Below are 22,593 nucleotides of genomic sequence, written 5' to 3'. Positions count from 1 at the left end.
TATGGGTAATCGTGCATTTTCATGGCTCATGAAGTTGATCGGAGGGTATGGCAAGCTAAATCAAAAAAATCCTTCTGTTTCAAGGTTTGGAGCTGTTGTAAACGGAAAGTTGGTTCTTGATAATAAAAGCTTGAACTATTTGGATGATTATGTCAGACAATTGTCTCTTATTTATTCAAAAATCAAGATTCATACAGGCACTGAGTATATTTATCCACTGGATTCGTTAATATTGAGAATGCATGAGCGCCCTGTTATTTGTAGTATTACAGTAGACTATGACCGCGTACTTCAATCAGATTTAAATGAATTAAGAAGCCGCATTCAAAAATGCTCAAATATTGCTTTCAAAGACAGAGAACTTAAGGTGTTGAGCGAGATAGAAAAGCTTGCTAATAGAGTATCTATATCATTAGCAAAGAGTGATGGAAGGAGAGAAATCATCCTTAAAGATTATTTTCCAAAAATGCTATATGGCAAACCGACCTCATTAGATGAAGCATTGCAAAAGTTGTTGTTTTATAATGCTTTATTTTGGCAAATGGATCACTATCATATAGGATTGGGTCGTCTCGATAGTATTTTATGCGAGTATTATCAAAATGATATACTAAATGGAATAATAACCGAGAGCGAGGCAAAAAGGATGATAAGAGAATTTATCCTCGTTTTAGGGAAAGATACACATGCGAAAAGCATGTCATTTGTTGGTGATACAGGGCAGTATATATTACTCGGAGGTGTTAACGAGCAAGGATTAAATGTGGATACACCTTTAACTTCGTTATTCTTAGAAATTATGGCAGAGTTAAAGATTCCTGACCCCAAATTAATTCTACGGGTTAATAAGGATACATCAATGCAAATATGGAATAAGGCTGTTAAGTGTATATTAACAGGAACAGGCTCACCTCTTATTATGAACGAAATGCTCGTAATGGATAAGATGGCTAGGTTTGGTTACGATAGGAGTGATGTCTGGAATGTTGGTACATCTGCCTGTTGGGAGCCGCTTATTATAGGTAAGTCATTTGACCAGAATAATCCTTTTAAGAGCGCTATTGCCATAAAACCTCTTAATGATATTATATTGTCTGGAGAAGACTTTACAAACTTTAATAGTCTATTAATTTCGTATAAAGCAGCTTATGCAAAAGAATTAGAAAGTGTCGTAAAAGATATTGATTTTGATTGCTCTCCTCTTTTTACATTGTTTTTTGATGATTGTATTGATAAAGAACTGGACTTCACAGATGGTGGTGCAAAATACTCTTTCCATGGCGCACAAGTGGTAAGTCTCCCCAATACCGTGAACGCATTATTGAGTATCAAACAATTTGTATATGATGAACAATTGTTTAAGCTCTCAGATTGCAAAAGGGCAATTGAGACTAATTTTGAGGGAATGGAAGATCTCCATTCATTAGTAATTAATTCAGGGAAGAAATTTGGATCAACAGATGAAGAAGTTGTTGAACTAACAAATAATCTTATATCATTTACAGGAGATGTGATTAGTAAATTGACGAGCAACGGTCAACCTGTCAAAGTCGGTTTTAGTTCTCCTAATTATATTTCAAGTTCAAAAGATGTTCTTGCTTCATTAGATGGGAGATTAAATGGAGAACCCTTTGCTGTTCACATATCTCCTCTTACTTCAAAAATAGACATATCCGAGGTATTAGAATTCTCGTCAATGCTGCATTATAATGATAATTGCATAAATGGCAATGTGGTAGATTTTATAATACCTTCTTCTTATATAAAAGAGTCAGAAAAGCTTACGAGGATATTAAAAAATGCATGTTCAAACGGTATTTTTGAATTACAGCTTAATGTTATGGATAAAGCTACATTGGTTGATGCCAAAGCTCATCCTGAAAAATATCCTAATCTTATTGTAAGGGTTTGGGGCTTTAGTGCTTATTTTAATGATTTGCCAGAGTCGTTTAAAGATAATCTAATACGACGTGCTGAAGTATATGAAGCAACTTAGAGTCACCAATATCCAAAGGGGATGTGTATATGACGGTCCTGGAGTGAGAACAACGGTCTTTCTTAAGGGATGTTATTTACGTTGCCCGTGGTGTTGTAATCCTGAAACAATTTCTTTTGAAAAAGAATTGTTTATTGATAATAGTAAATGCCTTTTGTCTAAAGGGGTTCATTCTGAATTGTGTAAACTCTGTCAGAGAAATAAAGGGAGCAACTCAATTACAGCTTGTCCTTTTGGAGTTGCAGAGGAGACATCAAGGGATTATCTTCCAGATGAACTGTTTCATATTTTGCTAAGAGACCAATCTTTATACATCGAATCTAATGGCGGTATAACCTTCTCTGGAGGAGAACCGTTATTCCAGTCTGAAAATTTGGTTAGTGTCCTCGAGCTTTTAAAAGAGAAAGGATTGCATATAGCATTAGAAACATCATTAATTGCACCAGATCAATCTTTATTATTAGTAAATCCTTTTATTGATACATATATAGTAGACCTAAAAATTCAACCTGAGATGTATTTAAGTGATAGCAACTATCAAAATGAGATAAAGAAACATCTAATGATGATTGGCGGCAAGAGCATATTCTTTAGGTTCGTATTTGTTGATAGTGTTATGGACTATATAAATGAAGTTAAGGATTGGCTTAGTGTTATGGAAATAAACATAATTGAGATTCTTGTATGCCACAATTTGGGTGCAAAAAAATATGGAAAATTATCATTAGCGAACCGCGATTTTACTTCAAGTAAAGAGAAGGCTGAGTCTTTTATTGATTTTTTGAAAGATTTTGGGATTGCATCCAAAATTCTTTCCATTTGAAGGGTTATACATTTTATTTTTTAGATTATTTATAAAACTCCAAAAGATATGAGTAAAATACTTTCAATAGTTATTCCAACTTACAACATGGAAAAGTATCTCCAGCGTTGTCTTGATTCGTTGGTAATAGAAGATAGATATCTATTTGAGCAAATCGAAATCCTTGTAATAAATGATGGGAGTAAAGATAGATCACTTGAAATAGCTCAATCTTATCAGGAAAAGTTTCCTAGTGTGTTTAGGGCAATTGACAAGAAAAACGGGAATTATGGCTCTTGTATAAATAAGGGACTAGCAGAAGCAACGGGTATGTTTTTCAGGATACTAGATGCCGATGACTGGTTCGATCAAGAAGCATTGCAAACAGTAGTAAAAGCTTTAATTTCTGGTCAAGATACCTTTGATTTTGTTTTAACCAATTACCGTGCAATTGACGTAAATGGTACTATTCAAGATTACGCAGAGGTTAATATGCCTAAAGGGCAATTGGATTTTGATAGTTTTCGTTTCATTAATACTCCAAATGAGCGTCTTCTTGTAATGCATTCCATCACATTTAAGACATCCCTATTACACGATGTTGGACTAAAACATCAAGAGGGTATCAGTTATACAGATATTGAGTATTGTTATTATCCCTTAACTACAGCGAAATCTTTTTGCTACATAGATGCCACTCTTTATCAGTATTATATAGGGAGAGAAGGTCAAACAGTGTCTGTAGAGAGTACATTGGCTCATTATAATGATTATTATAAAGTAGCTTTAAGAGCAACGAATGATTACCTTCTCAGAGAAAAAGATTTTTCATCAGAACGTAAGGAATCCTTGTGTCGTATTATCTATAATCCTATTGTAAGTTATTATAGGGTTCTTCTCTTGAATAAAAAAGTGTTGACGCAAGATGATACCCAGCAGTTGAGCTTATTAGACTCTTGTGTCAACAAAGTCCCCATGCTTTATAATAGACTAGTTAAAGCAACATATCGGAAAATTCCATTTATACTGATATGGAAAAAATTTAATATCAGAATTGCAAAGATAATAGGACGATAACCAGAATAGATATATAATGAAAGAACGAGTATTATCGTTAGATCTGATTAAGATATTTGCTATGATTGGTGTCGTATCATTACATACGACGCTCGGTTTAGAATCTTATGACAATATCTTCTCAAGGTATCTATATTCTTTAGGTGGTTGGGCAATCCCTTTGTTCTTCACCACAAGTGGATTCTTACAGATAGGAAGAACAATAGATTTTAAGTATATCCTTAAAAAAACATTAAGGATTTTTAGAATAATAGTATTTGTAGCTATAATTTATTGGTTAAAAGATGGAGGAGATGCGGTTTCTCTGGTGAAGGATTATATCTTTTTAAGTTTGTTTCAAAAAGGTCCTGTTGGCCATTTTTGGTTCTTTGGTGCTATAATTATATGCTATGCAGCCACTCCTTTTTTCAATAATATAATGAAGAAGCCCTGGGGTACAGAACTATGTTTGATTATTCTTTTCTTATTAATGTCCTTTGCGTTTGTGGCAAATGTGAAAGACAATTTTGAGTCTAACGTAATTCAAACGTTTCGACTTTGGAATTGGTTATTTTATTATTGTTTAGGAGGATACATAAGACAGAATTCGGAGCAAATCAAAGCTTTTTTTAAAACAGATTATAAGTGGAAGACTATAAGTCGTCCAATTCTATTTATACTATTGGGGGGGGGGCACTTTATACGGTATTCTTTTCGTATCTGACCCCATCCATAGGTAAATATGGCGCAGAGTTTATGTTTGGTTCTTCTTTATGTGTCTTTTCTGTTTTTGCAATCTTTGTGACGATCTTACAATTGCAAATTAGGAGATCATTTTTGATTAGCGAAATATCTCCTTTGTTTATTCCTGTGTATGCTTTTCATGATCGTGTGATAGGAGCTGTTATGAAGTACGGTCATTTCCCGTTCTTGGGATATTTTGAGCCAGTAGCTCAGTGGGCCTTAATATTGTTACTTATCCTATCCGTGAGTTGGTTGATAATGAAGACGCCATACCTAAAAAAAATCTTCGTTATTTAGCAGATGTTGGTTTTATATATTATTCTTGTTGCGATTGCTTTTCTTTCCTTTTGTAGCCGGAAATACATTGTGTTTCTCATTTGCTATTTAGGATTGATGACGAAGCTGTTTCTTCTTGATACGTCTGAAGTTATTACCTTCAGAGGTGAGGATATATGTGTGTTCCTTAATTTTGCTTTGTTGCCAATTGCTATTTTTCGTAATAATAAAATATTAGATTGGAATAATGGCAGAATCTGGAAATGGGTATATGTTTATATAGCCTTTATATTATTAGAATTTGTATTGACAGTTATTACTGGCGCAGATTCTTTTCTCTATAGCCTTAAGGTCGTTAGGGTCCCGTTAATGATGGTAGGATACTTCCTGTTTGTCTCTATACCTTTAAAAGACTATGAGAAGTTTTTAAGAATACTTTTCGCTATAACTATTATACAAACATTTTTGTTCTTCTTGCAGTATCTTGGTATAAATTTGCTGGCTGACGCGTTGACGAATGAGAGCAATAGTGATATATTAGGGATTGATGTGAAAATGAACATCCCTACATTTGCATTCTTTTTTATCTTTTATGCTTTGAAAGCAAGGTCACTTCAGGAAAGAAGTAAGATTCTCCTTTTTACTGTGATGATGCTTATTGTTTTTCTTACATACGCACGAGGTTGGATATTATCAATTATTCTAGGATTAGCGTATTATATCGTGAAACTAGGTAACAAAAAGAGAAAACTAATTCTTTTATTTTCACTTATATTATTAATCCCTATTTCTACAATATTTATTGGAAAAAAAACAAGCGAACAAGGAGGCGTGTCAACCTCCGGAGATTTGATTGGGGTTTTTAGTAATATTAATAATCTTAGCAATGTTGACGAAGGTAATGGTACTTTCTCCTTTAGAATAGCAATGTTGACGGAAAGAGTGTTGTATTTAGCAGAGAACCCTCGATATCTTTTAACTGGTGTAGGTACTATGCACGAAGATTCTCCATCAACATTATCTAGATTTCGTTTTTACATTGGTACTAGAAATGATGAGCGCTACTATGGCCGTTGCCTGATAGAAAGTGGGGATATCACTTGGGTGCCGATAGTACTACGTTATGGTCTCATAGGCGTATTTATTCATGCTATGCTATTTGTAATTATGATAGGAGAAGCAAAAAAAAGAAAAGATGTGCTTTTTGTTCTTGCTCCATTATATTTTTCATTAGTGTTTTTTTCGTTTGATGGTGCTTTTTTTGAAATGCCCGTTTTCTTTTATCAGCTGATTTTATTTTTGGCATTAATGTCAAGGGCTATTTACGAAAATAAAGAATTATCTATATAGATTAAATATGAGTAAGCAGGTTTTTGTTGTTGGCGGCAATCATCACAATATATTGGGGGTGATGCGCAGTCTGGGAGAGAAAGGGGTAAATTCATATGTGATTATTGAGACAAAGGATAAGAACCCATATGTGGCAAAGAGTAGATATATAAAGCAATGTTGGATAGTTGAAAATGAACCGATTGTTCTAGAAGTGCTAAGGGCGGAAGCTGGCAAACATGGAGATAAACCAGTGATTATTGCATGTGCTGACAATCTTTCAAGTTTACTAGACATGCATTATGATGAATTATCACAAAGTTATTCATTGCCAGGTTCAAAAAGACAAGGAAGAGTTACGGAATTGATGGATAAAGAGGTTATGAGTAAATTTGCATCAGATGTTGGATTTCGTGTGCCACTTTCTATAGCAACTGATATATCCAAATGTGATGATGATATTTCTATCCCATTGCCATGGATAATTAAACCTTTAATGAGCAAAAATGGCCTAAAATCAGATATTGAACGAATATATACTATCGATGATTGGAATAATTATAAATCAAGACATGCTACTTCAGTGCAAGTGCAGCAGTTGATTGATAAAGATTTCGAATACCAATTAATAGGTTTATCTCTAGATTCTGGTTCCAAAGTCTTAATTCCTGGTATATCACACGTGATTAGACCGGCAGCTACTACAAATACGGGTTTCCTTCATTTTGAGAATTTGGATACAAGGTATGAACCAATAGTTGAAAAATGTAAAAAGTTCTTGCGGAAAGCAGGTTACTCAGGACTGTTTAGTATGGAATTTTTGAGGGGGAAAGACGGGAACGATTATTTTATGGAAATCAATTTTAGGAATGATGGCAATGCAATATGTGTTACTGCTGCAGGTGTTAATCTCCCTTATATATGGTATATGTCACATTTAAAATCTACAATAGACATTGAGTCTTTCAGGCAGGTAAGGCCAGTTTATGTTATGCCTGAGTTTGCGGATGTGAGCTTAATACGACATGGTCAATTAAATATATTCACATGGATAAAGGATATTTGCAGAACTGATAGGTACATGGAGTATGATAAAAAAGATCCTAAACCTTTCTGGCTATTACTTGGTGATTTTTTAAAAAAGTTTATCTTCCATAAATAATTGTTGTCAATATGTCTTTATTTAGTGAGAAAATAAAAGAGATGAAGGAGTCTGCTTGGCTTCTTGGAATATGCTTGAATGGATTTGAAGACTTAAAGAGTAACCAAATTCATTGGGTAAGTAATGGCAAGTTTACCGGTAAAAAATGGTTCGCAGATCCTTTTATACTTGACTATGACTCAAATCATATCAATTTATTGGTAGAGGAATTTGACTATAAAGTACATAGAGGAAGAATCGCCAAGATAACAATTGATCGAGCGGATTGGAAGGTTACAGATTGTTTAATACTCCTAGATTTGCCAACTCATCTCTCGTTCCCGATGATCTGGCGCGAGAATAATGAAATTTATGTATGTCCAGAGAATTATGCTTCTGGTGGTTGGAATATCTATCGCTATGATAGAATTAATGAGACCCTTGAGAAAGTAGGCCAATTGTCAGACCAAAAATTGACAGATGCAACACTATATCAGGACGGCAACAATTATTGGCTTTTATCTACGTATGATCCACGTCCTAATGGCTCTGAGTTAACGATATGGAGAGGTTCTTCTTTAATGGGCCCTTACACAGAAACTCAGCGGGTATTGTTCCCCGAGAATATTGCCCGCAATGCTGGAATGATGTTCACTTATAAAGGTAAGCTTATTCGACCTGCCCAAGAAAGTAATCATGTTTATGGTCACAGTATGTCATTTCAAGAAGTAACCTATAATAATGGCGAATTTTGTTTTAAAGAAATATATCGTTTCTGTACGCCACATCCGATATATGACGTGGGAACTCATACCTACAATCAGTATTGTAAAATGGCGGTAATCGATGTGAAGGGTTATAGGCATAGAAGGATTGCTCAGATAATAGTCTTTCTCTTTAAAATGGTAGTAACCCTTGGCCTTAAAAAACTTCCAGTATTAAAATAGTAGGATAATGAAGGTACTTCACGTAATAGGCACTTTTAACAATGGCGGTATAGAGAACCTCTTGGTCAACCTTACTCGACAGCAGGTTAATCAAGGCTTAGAAGTTGGGCTGATGATAACAACCAACTCTTATTCAGAAGCTATGATAAAGGCATTAGATAGCAGAGTTAGTGTTCTTTATGTCCAAAAACCAGTAGGTAATCACAATCCATTTTATTTTTTTAAAATAAATTGGATGTATCACAAGTTCTCGCCAGATATTTTACATCTTCATTCTCCCTATACCACACCCTATTTTAAATCCTTAGGGAGAAAAGAGAAACGCTTCGTCCATATACACAACAATGTGGATATTTACGGTTACGACAAGTCTGTGAACCAATATTTGGCAATATCGCAGTGCGTTTATGATGTTTATAAAGCGCATATAAACAACGATTATTGCACTATATGTTATAATGGCATAGACTTTTATGCAGTTAAAGAGAAAACTATATACAAAGACAAACCAGTTAGAATGGTGCAGGTGGGACGTCTGTTGATGGAAGTGAAAGGACAGGATATAACCCTCCAGGCATTAGAAATGCTTATAAAAGACGGATGTAATCTGCGATTGGAGTTTTGGGGTAATGGACCAGATATTGGACGGTTGAGGAATATGGTTAAAGAAAAAGGCCTTGAGTCCTATGTTAAAGTTGCTGGGGATGTAGATAATAACTATATATGCAATCATTTATGTGATTTTGATATTGCGGTATATTCATCACGACATGAAGGGCTGGGTATTGCTGCCATTGAAGCAATGGGGGCTGGAGTACCAGTAGTGCTATCCAACGTTGACGGGCATAAGGAGGTGTCTGAGAATGGAGCAGTTTGCAGTCTCTTTAAATCGGAAGAGCCTCACTCATTAGCAGATGAAATAAAAAAGATAACAGATAATTATCAAGAAGCAATTGCGTTATCTCACAAAGCAAAAAAATATGTTAGAGATAGTTTCTCTATAGAAAAAATGGCATCCCAATTATTGAATATTTATCAAAATTATTAGTATGAGAACAATTACAATTGTATATGAACGCCATCATTACATATATAGATGGCTTAAGCCCTTGTTTGCTTCTCGGAAAGAGTTCAAACAATTGGGCTATAAAATAGAATATCAAAGTCTAATAGACTATCTCCCTGTTTTTAAAGGAAATTTTCAGAAGAAGTTAGAAAGGGCATCTTACACTGGAGCGACAAAGAAGCAACGAGATATTGTTATGATGGCATTCCATCACAGTACGTCGGAACTATGCCAGTTGCCGCAAGAGGAACGTTTAGAGATTCTTAAGAAAATCAAAGAGCATTGCAATATGCTTATTTGGCTAGATACTGCAGATAGCACTGGCACATGTATGTTTGATGTAATGCCATATGTGGATTTGTATTTTAAAAAACAATTATTGGTCAATACCAAAGAATATTGCCGTGACGTATATGGTACACGCACTTTTTGCGAATATTATCATCAGCTGCTGGGGGTAGAGGACGAGACTATCACAGCAAGATATTACCCCCATACTGAAGAAAAATATCTTTCAAAACTACGTGTGGCTTGGAATGTAGGAATTGGGGATTTGTATGCTAAGCCCTTGCAAATGGTGATGCATCCACATAGTGTCACAAAGCCAGTATTTGTAGATCCGGAATCAGAAAAGCCTCTTGATGTACAATATCGAGGTAGTGGTTACTCACCCTTGGCAGGATACCCGAGATCTGAAAGTAGGAAATTAATACAGGAGATGGAAGGTATATCTTATCCTGATGTGACTAAAAAGATCCCAAAGGAAGAATATATAAAAGAAGGGCATAGTGCAAAATCAATATTATCTCCTTTTGGTTGGGGTGAAATATGTGGACGTGATTTTGAGGCATTCGTATATGGTGGTTGTATGATAAAGCAATCTATGGAGCATTGCATTACTTACCCCGATGCTTATCAACCATGGGTTACTTATGTACCTCTTAAATGGGATTTTTCTGATTTTAAGGAAGTCTTACTGAAATCTGCTTCAGAAGAATATCAAAAGATAGCAAAGCAAGCACAGGATTATTATAAGCACTTCTTTACCAAAGAGGGTAGAATGGACTTTGCAAAGCATATTGTGTTTCAATTAGAGAAATAATGAAAGTTTGGACGTTGATAGATGCTGACTTTAGTAGACATGTTAAAGCTAAAGGTATAATACGGTATATTAGGATGCTTATTGCCATATTTTGGAATCCATCTTTTATGGTATCATTTTGGTATAGATTAGCTCATGAAAATTACCCCGCCCCGTTTGGGTTCCTATGCAGTGTCATCAGTCATTATGTTAATATTTTAACAGGGATTCAGATAGAAAAAGATATGCAGATAGGGCCGGGTATTAGATTCCCGCACCATGGGTGTATTGTATTAAATCACGAATCTGTTATAGGTGGGAACTGTACAATCTTTCAGGGTGTAACGATAGGGCGAAACTCTAAAGGGTCTCCCAAAATCGGAAACAATGTATTGATTGGAGCTAATTCCACTATTATAGGTGGCATTACTATTGGAGATAATGCTTGTGTTGGAGCCGGTTGTGTAGTTACTAAAGATTTGCCAACAAACGCTGTTGCAATAGGTAATCCTGCACGGGTTATTTCTTATGATGGCGACAAACAATATAAAGGATATTAAAAGAATAAAAATGGAATATGATTATTTGATTGTAGGCTCTGGCCTATTTGGCGCGACTTACGCCTGTCAGGCCACTCGCCAAGGAAAGAAATGTCTTGTAATAGACAAACGCCCCCATCTGGGTGGAAACGTCTATTGCGAAAATGTGGAAGGCATAAACGTTCATAAGTATGGTGCACACATCTTCCATACCAACAACAAAGAGGTCTGGGACTTCGTGAACAGCATTGTGCCTTTCAACCGGTACACCAACAGCCCAGTAGCTAATTACCATGGCAAGCTCTACAATTTACCGTTCAACATGAACACTTTCTATCAGATGTGGGGTGTAACCACACCTGAGCAGGCTGTGGCAAAGATTGAAGAACAGAAAGCCGAGGCTGTGACTAAAATGAAGGCAGAAGGTGTATCTGAGCCCCGAAATCTTGAAGAACAAGGTCTCTGTTTAGTTGGGAAAGACATCTTTGAAAAATTAATCAAAGAGTATACTGAGAAGCAATGGGGCCGCAAGTGCAGAGACTTGCCGGCATTCATCATTAAACGCCTGCCTGTACGCCTTGTCTTTGATAACAACTACTTTAATGATGCCTATCAAGGAATCCCCATTGGAGGCTATAATAAACTCATCGAGGGCTTGCTGGAAGGTGTAGAGTGTAAGACCAATACAGACTTCTTCAAGAGCGAATATCATGACTGGTGTAAATATGCCAAGCAGCTGGTTTATACTGGCCCTATTGATGAGTATTTTGATTTCTGCTATGGCAAGCTTGATTGGCGTACCGTCAGTTTCAAAACCCGCGTAGAAGATACCCCCAATTATCAGGGTAATGCTGTTGTGAACTATACCTCTCATGAACAGCCCTATACCCGTGTCATTGAGCACAAGCATTTTGAAATGTTTGGTCAGGCAGTTTATGATTGCCCAAAGACGGTTGTAAGCGAAGAGTATTCTACTGAGTATAAAGAGGAAATGGACCAGTATTATCCTGTTAATGATAATAAAAACAACCTTTTAGCAGAAAAGTACCGTGCCTTGGCTGAGAATGAAGACGGTGTGTTGTTCGGTGGTCGCTTGGCGGAATACAAGTACTACGACATGGCGCCAATTATTGAGAAAGTCATGGGGTTAGTAATTGAATAAATATTTAAATGCACTGAAATTCAATGATTGATTGTTCACAAATTAAGCTTGTCATTTGGGATTTAGATGATACTTTCTGGCATGGAACATTAAGTGAGGGACCTGTGGAAGGTATATCAGAAAATATTCAATTGATTAAAGATTTAACAGACCGTGGTATAGTGAATACTATTTGCTCGAAGAACGATTTTGAACCGACGGTTGAAAAACTTAAAGAGTTTGGAATTAATGATTATTTCGTGTTTAAATCGATTGATTGGACACCCAAAGGACAGCGTATAGAGAAACAGATTAAGGACATGGGGCTAAGACCGGTAAATTGCCTGTTCTTGGATGATAATGAGGTGAATCTCAATGAGTCAAAGTTTTATTCTAAGGAACTGATGATTGCAGGTCCAGAGGCTATTGCGGAATTAATAAAGTTCTGTGATGAAAATTCGGCAACAGATATAAAACATAAACGCCTTAAGAATTATAAAGTTTTGGAAAAAAAGCAGGAGGCAAAAGCTAATGCATCAAATAACCTCGACTTTCTATGGAGTACAAATACGAAAGTAGACATCAAAAGAGATTGTCTTAACCAGATAGAACGTATTTCAGAGTTGGTTAATAGAACAAATCAGTTGAACTTCACCAAGGTGAGGTCAACAAAAGAAGAATTGATAGCACTGCTAAATGATAAAACCATTGATTCTGGTTATGTCACCGTAAGAGATAATTTTGGTGATTATGGTGTGGTTGGTTTTTTTGCTCTTAAGGAAAATAAATGTATTCATTTCTTGTTTTCTTGTAGAACTATAGGCCAGGGCGTCGAGCAGTATGTTTACTCCACTTTAGGATGGCCCAAGTTAACTGTTGTGGGAGATGTTGTGAATACGGTAGAGAACGTTGATGCTCCTGCTTGGATTAATCAGGACACGACCCTCGTTACGAATGATGATGAGAAATCGCATATAAAGATTGTGTTCAAGGGCGCATGTGACTTAAGAATCATGGCAACTTTCTTAAAGGCGGATAACATTGTTGAGGAATTTACATATGTCGGTTTGAAAAGAGGAAATAGTATTGAACATCAGAATCACTCGGTAAACTACCTGTCACTACCATTTCTATCAGATGCAGCCAAAAAAGAGATGTTGGATGACTGTGTATTTAATGATGAGGAAATGTTTGATACCTCAATGTATGACAAGAATACAGCATTGATATTTTTGAGTACCCAAATAGAGCCAAACTTGGGTATATACCGAAACAAGAGGACGGGCCAAAAAATAGCTTGGGGTGAATTTGCATATCCACTGACAGAAGAAAAGAATTGGCCGGGATATATAGAAGGTACTATTTTTACGGCTGGTAACAAATTTACAAGAGAATGGTTGACTGACTTTAAGAGAAAATATGAGTTTATTGGCAGGTTGTCACCAGTGGAATTCTGTAATCAATTGGATATTCTGCTTGACAGAATCCAGCCAGAAGCAAAAGTTTGTTTGCTGTTAGGGAGTGAAATGCCTTATGAAGCAAACAAAGATCTCTCATATGAGAATAGACACGTGTACTATAAAGAAATAAATACCTTGCTACGACAATATGCCAAAAATCATAAAAGGTTAATGTTGATTGACTTTAATGACTATCTTAAGAGTCAGGATGACTTTATAGATAATATTAATCACTATCAACGTAATATATATTATGAGGCATCCCATAAAGCTAATGAATATATCGAACAGGTGACGGGTGCCAAGGTAAAAGAAATGAGCAAAATGTATCTCTATTATGAGAAAATTGCAGCTACTCTCGGTCAGAAAATGAGTCGCGACTCATGGCTCTATAAGCTCCTTAGGGAGGGCTATTTCCTGTTAAGAAAAGTAAGATGAAAAATATCGGAATCTTTATACCAACAATAAAACCAGGAGGAGCAGAAAAGCAAGCAACACTCCTTGCGATATTGTTAGACAAGCATTATCATGTTGATCTTTATTTAAATCTGGGAATGTTGGAACCATCCCCAGAAAATTTGCTACTTCTTAATAATTCTGGTGTAGTACTCCATCCGTTAAAGGGTACGTCAATTCAGAACATATTTACCCTATCAAAACTTTTAAAGCAGAATAAGACAGATGTTCTTTTTAATTACATGACAAACTGTGATGTAATCGGGTGTATAGCGGGTAAAATAGCAGGAGTACCTTTCATATATGGAGGAATAAGAAATGCGTACATATCATATTATAAGTTAATCGCAGAAAGGATTGTTCACAATTTTTTAGCTACAGGTTCTATTTTTAATTGTTATTCCGGGGCTAATGAGATAGGAGGAAGAGGGTTTAATAAATCTAAAAACATTGTTATTCCTAATTGCTTTCCAGATATAAAGGAACCGATAATAAGGAACGACCAGCAGGTAAAACATATTGTAACAATTGCAAGATATGTTCCTCAGAAAGATTATTATACGGCAATTAAATCCATTGAGATCCTGTCAAAAAAAAGAAAAGATTTTGTTTTTGACGCAATTGGATATGGAGTAGAAGAAGAAAATATTAAGAGGTGGATAGATGAATGTGGGGTTTCAGATTTTGTCAAACTTCATATTCGGCCAAACAATGTCCAGGAAATAGTGGGAACTTCTGATATCTACCTTTCAACTAGTCTTTTTGAAGGCACAAGTAACTCAATTATGGAGGCTATGAATTGGAGTCTCCCTGTTGTTGCAACTAAAGTAGGGGACAACGATATCTTAGTTAGAAATGGTGAAAGTGGTTTCCTACACCCTATTGGGGATGTAGAAGGAATGGCAGTATCTTTAAATACACTTATAGGAGATATTTCTCTGAGAAATAAGATGGGAGCTAATGGTAATCAAATCCTAAGAAACCAGTATTCTATAGAATTGTTTGAAAAAAGATATATTGATTTGATAGAAGAAAGATGAAAATAATTTTAGTAGGAGGTGTTGAGGTCCCTTCTTCTGGGGGTATTGAAAACTACGTGTTTAATTTGGCTAAACAGCTTAAAATCAAAGGTCATGAATGTAGTATATTGTGTCGTGGGAATAACTCCGAAGAATACGAATTGGATGATATTAGAATTTCTAAAATTAAAGTGCACGAAAATCAATTTGCGATATTATCACACAATATTAAAGCGTCTTTAAAAATATTGAAAGATTTTAAGGATTATGATGTGGTTAACTATCAGTCGATATATTTACCTTTCTTTTATGAATGGATCCCCAAAATATTGGGAATTAAGGTATTGCATACACAACACTCTTTTGCGCAAGATAATCCCAAACATGGAAAAATATCAAGATTGATAATAGATTTACTTTATAAAGCTTCTTCATTGATTTTCTCTCCTATAATTACTGTAAGTGAGCAAAATAGATATTTGATAAAAAAAAGAATGTGGAAGGATGCGAAGGTAATTAATTGTGGTGTGGAGTTACCTTTGCAGGTTGAGCCAACAGATTTGATGCGTAGATTGAATATTATAAAAGGCCAATACTATCTATCTATAGGAAGAATTGATCCTGTGAAAAACTTAGATATTTTAATTAGAGCTTTTTTGCTGCATGAACAAGATTCAAATATTCAGTTAGTGATTGCAGGAAATTCGGAAAATAGTTATGGTGCATATTTAAAAGAAATAGCAGGCAAAGATAAGCGAATAATCTTCATAGGGCCGGTATATGGCATCGACAAGGCTGCACTTCTAACAAATTGTATGGCCTATTGTTTGGTTTCAAAGTCAGAAGGTTTCCCGATAGCTCTTTTAGAAGCCATGTCGTATGGTAAACCTTGTTTGTGCAGTGAGATTCCTGCAAATAAGGAGGCTTTGACGACTTCTTTAGGCCTATGGAGTAATGTCAATGATGAATTCTCACTCTTTAAAACGATGAAATTAGTTGAAAGTGATCCTCGAAAATACAAAGAGATTGGTATGAAACTAAAACAGCGTATTTTTGACAATCTTACATGGGATAAAGTTGCATTAGAGTATGTGGACTATCTGCATTCTATCGGAATTAAATAACAATACCATTGTAAAAGCGAAACAATGATATTCTTCAATTAGTGTAACGAGTGTAGCGAGTTTTTGCAACTTTCTCTATATAAATATATTCACCTCGACCCAAATGTATTTCCATAGTGAAAGTTTCATTTTCTCATTACACTCGTTACACTCGAGAGTTGAAAATAGTATTTTTTATGGCTAGGAAACCGAGAGTGAGGGCACGTTCGGGGGTGTATCATGTGTTGATGCAGGGTGTGAGGCACCGTGACATCTACATAGATGATGAGGATTACCGGACGTTTATTGAAATACTGGAGAGGTTGCAAACGGCGAAGGATGGTGAGGAGCGGTATTTTACGGTGTATGCGTACTGCTTGCTACCGGACCACTTTCACCTGCTGCTGAAGGAGGAGGCCGACACGGTGAGTGTGACGATGGGACGCATAGCGGCGGCCTATGCACACTACTTTAATGATAAATACGACCGCGACGGCGCCATCTACAGGGCCAGGTTTGTAAGCGAACCGGTGGAGAATGAGGAGCGATGGAACACGGTGCTGAGGCACATCAGTCAGGCACCGGAGCGCATGAAGGTGTGGGATGCCGAACACTATCCGTATAGTAGTTGGCATGAGTACGTAGGGGAGGAGAGTGAACTGCCGCGTATTTGCGAGATACCTGCTAACTATCAGCAGATGAACCAAGAGGATATGGTGCGGATGCTATCGGCACCAGTGCCCAGGCTGGCGGCATGTATAGGACCGCTGACGGATGAGATGCGACGACCTAAGGACGAACAGGTATTGGTGATGCTGTACGACATGACTAAAACCGCCAGTATGATAGAGTTTTTAGGACTGACAAGGGCGGAGCAACTGAAGACACTGGCGGATTTGAGAAAGAAAGGGGCATCGATACGACAACTTGAAAAACTAACGGGGATAGGCAGGGGCGTGATACAGAACCTGTAAGAGGATGTTAAAAAATAGGGAGTTTGCTTGGTGTTTTGATGAATTCTTGCTATCTTTGCACGGATTATCAAAAAATTCATTAATGAACAACCAATATGATTAGGAAACTTGTATTATTATGTGTGTGTGGTGCATTCTCAGTTGCGAGTGCACAGAAAACACCCGTGTGGAGGGACGCCAGTGTGAACCAGCAGAACCGCGAAGCGCGTAGGGCACACTTCTTTGCCTTCGAGAATGAGGACAAAGCTAAGGGCGACAAAAAGCAGAGCGACCGCTACCTGTCGATGGAGGGTAAGTGGAAGTTCAATTTCGTAAAGAACCATCAGGATGCGCCTAAGGGATTCTATGCCCTGATGTACGACGACTCTAAATGGGTGGATTTTCCTGTTCCCGGTTTGTTTGAGATTGAGGGCTATGGCGACAAGACCTATAAGAACATGGGATATGCTTGGTGCACAACCTTTAAGAACGAACCTCCATACATTGGCGAGACGAACAACTACACGGGTTCGTATCGTCGCACTTTCGACCTGCCTGCAAACTGGAAAGGTCAGGAGGTTTTCTTCCATGTAGGTTCGGCTACCAGTAACCTGGCTGTTTGGGTGAACGGTAAGTATGTGGGCTACTCGGAGGATTCGAAGGTGGCTGCAGAGTTTAATATCACCAAGTATCTGAAGCCAGGTAAGAACCTGATTGCCATGCAGATTATGCGTTGGTGCGATGGTAGCTATCTGGAGGATCAGGACTTCTGGCGCTTCACGGGTATTGCCCGCGAGGTGTATCTCTATGCTACACCTAAGGTGCACATCAAGGATATTACCATCGGTCAGGACTACGTGCAGGGCAATGGTGTGCTGAACGTGGATGTGAAACTGGCTGGTAAGGCTAACCTTGAAGCAAGCCTATACGATGCTGCGGGAAATGCAGTGGCTGAAGGACTGAAATTTAATGTTTCATCTTTAATGTTTAATGTACCTAATGCCAAGGCTTGGACTGCTGAGACGCCTAACCTGTACACCTTATTTATATATCTGAAGCAGGGCAATAAGACACTTGAGGTTATCAAGAAGAAGATTGGTTTCCGCCACATTGAGATTAAGGGCGGACAGCTGCTGGTGAACGGTAAGGCTATCCTGATTAAGGGTGCCGACCGCCACGAGTTGGATCCTGATGGTGGCTACATCGTGAGTGTGGATCGCATGATTCAGGATATTAAGATAATGAAGCAGTTGAACATCAATGCTGTGCGTACCTGTCACTATCCCGACGATCCACGTTGGTATGACCTGTGCGATGAGTATGGTATCTACCTGACTGCTGAGAGCAACCTGGAGAGCCATGGTATGGGTTACAATGAGAAGACTCTGGCTATCCGTCCTGATTTTGAAAAGGCTCACATTGAGCGTCAGGAGGGTAACATGATTACTTATAAGAACCACCCCAGCATTATTGTGTGGAGCTTGGGTAACGAGGCTGGCTATGGTGCCAACTTTGAGAAGGCTTACGCTTGGGTGAAGGCATACGATAAGACACGTCCATGCCAGTATGAGCGTGCAGGCATCGAGGGTGCTACAGATATCTACTGCCCCATGTATGCCGACTATAACTGGAGCGAGAAATACTCGAAGGGTGAAGTGACTGGCGGTAAGGTTGAGAAGCCACTGATTCAGTGTGAGTATGCTCATGCCATGGGTAACTCGATGGGTGGATTCGAAGAGTACTGGGACCTGATTCGCAAGGAGCCTCACTACCAGGGTGGTTACATCTGGGACTTTGTAGATCAGGGTATGCGCGATAAGAGCAAGGTTACTGGTAAGGAGATATTTACTTATGGTGGCGACTATGGCCGCTATCCTGCCAGCGACTACAACTTTAACTGTAATGGTATTATCGCACCCGACCGCCGACTGAACCCTCATGCCTATGAGGTGCGTTACTACTATCAGAACGCCTGGATTGCTGATAAGGGATTGAAAGAAGGACGCTTTGAGGTTTACAACGAGAACTTCTTTAAGACACTCGACGACCTGGAGCTGGAGTGGTTTGTTGGTGGCGCAGGTGCACATCATCACGATGGCAACCGTCCTGAGGGTATGACCTTTGGACACGGTGGTAAGATTGATGTGAGCGGTATTGCTCCACAACAGCGTAAGGTGATTACTGATGAGACACTGAAAAAGACCATCGAGCGTGTGCTGGGTCACCATGGCGATCAGGAGATTTTCGTGATCTTCCAGTTCAAAACCAAGGAGGCTGAGCCACTGGTAGAGAAGGGACAGGTGATGGCTCGCCAGCAGTTTGCACTGAGCAACTATCAGTATCCTACATTAAACATTAAACATGAAACATTAAACATTAAACATGAAACATTAAACATTAAACATGAAACAATAAACACTGAAGAAACTGAGAGCTATGTAAAGATGGAGGCTGCTGGTACGACACTGACCATTGGTAAGTGGAGTGGTTGGATTGACTATCTGGATGTGGATGGTAAGGCCATGCTGGTGGATCGCGAGAGCATCGTTCCAGAGTTCTGGCGTGCACCAACAGATAACGACTACGGTGCTGGACTGCAGAACCGCTTTGGTGTTTGGAAGAACCCACAGATGAAACTGAAGGACTGCAAGGTTGATGGCAACACCGTGACATCGGTATTTGATATGCCTGATGTGAAGGCTACTCTGACCATGACCTACACACTGACTGCCGAGGGTGAGGTGATTGTTCGCCAGCAGTTGGCTGCTGATAAGGAGGCCAAGGTGGCTCCGATGTTCCGTTATGGCATGCAGCTGCAGATGCCTCAGGAGTTTGATGCTATCTGCTACTATGGTCGTGGTCCGGTGGAGAACTATATCGACCGCAATTCGAGCGAGTTTATCGGCGTGTACGAAAATAAGGTTTCGAACGAGTACTTCTCTTACATCCGTCCACAGGAGTCTGGTAACCACACCGATGTGCGTTGGTTCCGCGTAGTGAATGCTGAGGGCAACGGACTGGAGTTCTACAGCAATGCGCCTATGGAGGCCAGCGCGCTGAAGTTCCTGACTGAGGATCTGGACGACGGTGCTGTGAAGGACAAGAAGATTGGACGCCATTCTGGAGACCTGGTTGAGCGCCCACTGACTCAGGTGCACATTCAGCAGCGCCAGATGGGATTGGGATGCGTAAACTCATGGGGTGCATGGCCCAGAAAAGAGTATATGATGGAGTATAAGGATTATGACTTTACATTCGCTATCCGACCAGTGAAAAAATAAAATGAGCGCATTTTAAGCGTTTAAATAGCAAAGTGTAACCGCCTGCGGCTTGATTTCGGTCAAAAAGTAGCCCGCAGGCGGTTATTTTATGAATTTTTAGCCAAAAACGCTTGGAGGGTACCTTATAAATTATTACCTTTGCACCGTGAAACAAAGATGGATTGATATGAAGATGAGAGAAAAAGTTACAATTTTACTGATCGCCCTGATGATGGGTCCGATCGTAAGCTATGCAGAGGATGCTCAGGTCACCAGTGAGTGTGACACCACTTATATTAAGCTCGACGAGAATCGCGTGCCCATTACACATGTAAACTTGACATACGACGAACTCGTAGAGAAGGTTGGTGAACTGGAGACAATCCTGGAAACTGATGAGTTCCAGCTCTATGCTGCAGGTGATTACACCTATAAGGTAGTAGGTGGAATTGTTACATCTATGGCCATTCAGATTGCTGATGATAACAACGACAAGGTGGTTTACAATCAGATTCTGAACACACTGGCTAAGAGTAACTCACTGAAGGATACGCATAATACTGGCGGTAACTACTACCAGTATGCCGACTTCCAGATTCAGTTCGACGACTTTGAAGGTTACGAGAAACTAACCTTCTCGGTGCTTGAGTAGAGTAAGATAATACCCCAAGCGGTATAATTGATAAAGAGAGAGTAGAGGGCGGGATCCACAAAGGTTCCGCTTTTCTGTTGCTCCAAACAATCGGTGCCACAGGCGGATGAGCCACAGAATGGCGGGGATATGGATACCCTGAACTAATGTGAGCAAACGCGAATAGCCTCTCAGTTCGTTGCGGAATTCGCAGAGTGTGCGCAGACCTTCTTCGGTTTTTGCCACAAAATCGGCATTCGATTCGAAGGTGCAGAACCCAACTGGATTATCGATATGAACAATGGGCACATGATGGCGCTGCAGCGTTTTGCCTAACAACACATCTTCGTAGCCATAATGCCTGATGCGTTCGCAGAAAGGGTGTTGCAACATCAGTTGGCGTTCTATCAGCAGATTGGCAGTGTGCAGATGCTGGTAGGGGCGCTTCTGGCGTTCTGTTGCTATGTGGTTCAGTTCCTCGGATTTCTCATAACGATAGCGTAGCAATTGTTTCTGGTTGTCGTTTGTGGCTTTGATTACCACACCACCATCAACCACTGTAGCTGGTAAGCATGATAAATAGCGCGAAAGAAAATCGGGGCTGATGATACTCATATCGCTATCTATATATAATAGGTACGCGAGGGATGACTCGCGAGCCAGATAATTACGGATGGCAGCACGCCCCATGTTTTCGGGCTGCCTTAGGAATCTGCAATTACTCAGATTATCTATCGCACTGTTAGCCTCGATACAACTTGGATCTGTCGACCCGTCATCGGCTACAAGTATCTCAAAATCAATGCCAAGATTTACCGCTTGCTCATGCAATCGGTTTACCAATTCCACGCATACCTGATTGTACACTGGAATCAGAATGGATAACTGTTTTTCGTTACGTTGTGACATTTCAGAGTGCAAAAATACAAAAAAAGATGAAAATATTTTGTGGATTGACGGAAAAGTTGTAATTTTGCACCCGCTTTTACGAGTTAAGAGCATGAAATTCAAATTATTAACAAAAAATTAAAGATTTAAAAAATGGCAACAAAAATCAGATTGCAGCGCGGTGGTCGCAAAGGTTATGCTTTCTACAGCATCGTAATCGCCGACGCTCGTGCACCACGTGATGGTCGTTTCACTGAAAAGATTGGTACTTACAACCCTAACACCAATCCTGCCACAGTTGACCTGAATTTCGAGCGTGCACTGTACTGGGTAGAGACAGGTGCTCAGCCCACTGACACTGTACGTAACATCCTGAGCCGTGAGGGCGTTTACCTGATGAAGCACCTGAAGGGTGGCGTAAAGAAGGGCGCTTTCGATGAGGCTGCTGCACAGAAGAAGTTCGACGCCTGGAAGGCTGACAAGCAGAACGGTCTGAACAAGATCGCTGAGGCTGAGGCTAAGGCTAAGAAGGACGCTGCTGCTAATGCCCTGAAGGCTGAGAAGGCCGTTAACGAGGCAATTGCTAAGAAGGTAGCTGACAAGAAGGCTGCTGAGGCTGCTGCTAAGGCTGAGGCCGAGGCTGCTGCTGCCGCTGCTGAGGCTCCCGCTACTGAGGAGGCTCCTGCTGAGGCATAAGGCTATGCT

At 39.0% G+C, this 22,593-nt stretch carries 19 protein-coding genes; 18 read left to right on the top strand and 1 reads right to left on the bottom strand.

The window, feature by feature from the left end; genetic code table 11:
- Position 1: 1 nt before the first annotated feature.
- The 17 genes from PRU_RS07955 (at position 2) to PRU_RS07870 (ending at position 21,021) form a co-directional block, all read left to right on the top strand.
- Entirely contained in the window at positions 2 to 1,996 is a 1,995-nt protein-coding gene (locus tag PRU_RS07955) for a pyruvate formate lyase family protein (protein ID WP_013063575.1), read from the top strand.
- A complete protein-coding gene (locus PRU_RS07950; RefSeq protein WP_013063191.1) occupies positions 1,983 to 2,819 on the top strand; it encodes a 4Fe-4S cluster-binding domain-containing protein in 837 nt (278 codons plus the stop codon). The genes PRU_RS07955 and PRU_RS07950 overlap by 14 nt, the downstream gene beginning before the upstream one ends.
- Before the next feature lie 48 nt (positions 2,820 to 2,867).
- Positions 2,868 to 3,875, top strand: coding sequence for a glycosyltransferase family 2 protein (locus PRU_RS07945; protein ID WP_013064816.1), 1,008 nt, complete (start codon positions 2,868 to 2,870; stop codon positions 3,873 to 3,875).
- Between the two features lie 16 nt (positions 3,876 to 3,891).
- Entirely contained in the window at positions 3,892 to 4,578 is a 687-nt protein-coding gene (locus PRU_RS07940) for an acyltransferase family protein (RefSeq protein ID WP_049769114.1), read from the top strand.
- A gap of 413 nt (positions 4,579 to 4,991) precedes the next feature.
- A complete protein-coding gene (locus PRU_RS07930; RefSeq protein ID WP_143040042.1) occupies positions 4,992 to 6,224 on the top strand; it encodes a hypothetical protein in 1,233 nt (410 codons plus the stop codon).
- Between the two features lie 7 nt (positions 6,225 to 6,231).
- Positions 6,232 to 7,365 carry an ATP-grasp domain-containing protein gene (locus PRU_RS07925; RefSeq protein WP_013065712.1) on the top strand — a complete coding sequence of 378 codons (1,134 nt, stop codon included), beginning with the start codon at positions 6,232 to 6,234 and terminating at the stop codon, positions 7,363 to 7,365.
- 11 nt (positions 7,366 to 7,376) lie between these two features.
- Positions 7,377 to 8,291 carry a glucosamine inositolphosphorylceramide transferase family protein gene (locus PRU_RS07920; RefSeq protein WP_041385950.1) on the top strand — a complete coding sequence of 305 codons (915 nt, stop codon included), beginning with the start codon at positions 7,377 to 7,379 and terminating at the stop codon, positions 8,289 to 8,291.
- Between the two features lie 7 nt (positions 8,292 to 8,298).
- The gene (locus tag PRU_RS07915; RefSeq protein ID WP_013065419.1) at positions 8,299 to 9,339 is read left to right on the top strand and encodes a glycosyltransferase family 4 protein; all 1,041 of its coding nucleotides are present in this window, start codon (positions 8,299 to 8,301) and stop codon (positions 9,337 to 9,339) included.
- A gap of 1 nt (position 9,340) precedes the next feature.
- On the top strand, positions 9,341 to 10,459 hold the full coding sequence (locus PRU_RS07910) for a hypothetical protein (protein WP_013063577.1): 1,119 nt from the start codon (positions 9,341 to 9,343) through the stop codon (positions 10,457 to 10,459).
- A complete protein-coding gene (locus PRU_RS15685) occupies positions 10,459 to 10,998 on the top strand; it encodes a serine O-acetyltransferase (protein ID WP_013065689.1) in 540 nt (179 codons plus the stop codon). The genes PRU_RS07910 and PRU_RS15685 overlap by 1 nt, the downstream gene beginning before the upstream one ends.
- Positions 10,999 to 11,008: 10 nt before the next feature.
- Entirely contained in the window at positions 11,009 to 12,139 is a 1,131-nt protein-coding gene (gene glf, locus PRU_RS07900; protein WP_013064827.1) for a UDP-galactopyranose mutase, read from the top strand.
- 23 nt (positions 12,140 to 12,162) lie between these two features.
- Entirely contained in the window at positions 12,163 to 14,016 is a 1,854-nt protein-coding gene (locus PRU_RS07895) for an HAD-IIIC family phosphatase (RefSeq protein WP_013065093.1), read from the top strand.
- Positions 14,013 to 15,074, top strand: coding sequence for a glycosyltransferase (locus PRU_RS07890; RefSeq protein ID WP_013063399.1), 1,062 nt, complete (start codon positions 14,013 to 14,015; stop codon positions 15,072 to 15,074). Before PRU_RS07895 ends, PRU_RS07890 begins: the two co-directional genes overlap by 4 nt.
- Complete coding sequence (locus tag PRU_RS07885; protein WP_013063856.1) at positions 15,071 to 16,177, top strand: glycosyltransferase family 4 protein; 1,107 nt, start codon at positions 15,071 to 15,073, stop codon at positions 16,175 to 16,177. Before PRU_RS07890 ends, PRU_RS07885 begins: the two co-directional genes overlap by 4 nt.
- Positions 16,178 to 16,353: 176 nt before the next feature.
- Complete coding sequence (locus PRU_RS07880) at positions 16,354 to 17,130, top strand: transposase (protein ID WP_013065025.1); 777 nt, start codon at positions 16,354 to 16,356, stop codon at positions 17,128 to 17,130.
- A 98-nt stretch (positions 17,131 to 17,228) separates the two neighbouring features.
- Entirely contained in the window at positions 17,229 to 20,390 is a 3,162-nt protein-coding gene (locus PRU_RS07875) for a glycoside hydrolase family 2 TIM barrel-domain containing protein (RefSeq protein ID WP_074683808.1), read from the top strand.
- A 166-nt stretch (positions 20,391 to 20,556) separates the two neighbouring features.
- A complete protein-coding gene (locus tag PRU_RS07870) occupies positions 20,557 to 21,021 on the top strand; it encodes a hypothetical protein (protein WP_041385946.1) in 465 nt (154 codons plus the stop codon).
- On the opposite strand, the gene PRU_RS07865 is transcribed toward PRU_RS07870, so the two are convergent.
- Positions 20,998 to 21,909: a glycosyltransferase family 2 protein gene (locus PRU_RS07865; protein ID WP_013064673.1), complete on the bottom strand. Its 912-nt coding sequence runs from the start codon at positions 21,907 to 21,909 to the stop codon at positions 20,998 to 21,000. The two genes, PRU_RS07870 and PRU_RS07865, sit on opposite strands and share 24 nt — an antisense overlap.
- Before the next feature lie 132 nt (positions 21,910 to 22,041).
- Here PRU_RS07865 and PRU_RS07860 point away from each other — a divergent pair, with 132 nt between their 5' ends.
- Positions 22,042 to 22,584, top strand: a complete 543-nt coding sequence (locus tag PRU_RS07860) for a 30S ribosomal protein S16 (RefSeq protein WP_013063861.1) — start codon at positions 22,042 to 22,044, stop codon at positions 22,582 to 22,584.
- Positions 22,585 to 22,593: the final 9 nt, after the last annotated feature.

Origin of the sequence: Xylanibacter ruminicola 23, from assembly GCF_000025925.1 — a bacterium.
Classification (GTDB): domain Bacteria; phylum Bacteroidota; class Bacteroidia; order Bacteroidales; family Bacteroidaceae; genus Prevotella; species Prevotella ruminicola.
The sequence above is the reverse complement of the archived record's forward strand: the minus strand, read 5'-3'. Positions and strand labels throughout refer to the sequence as shown.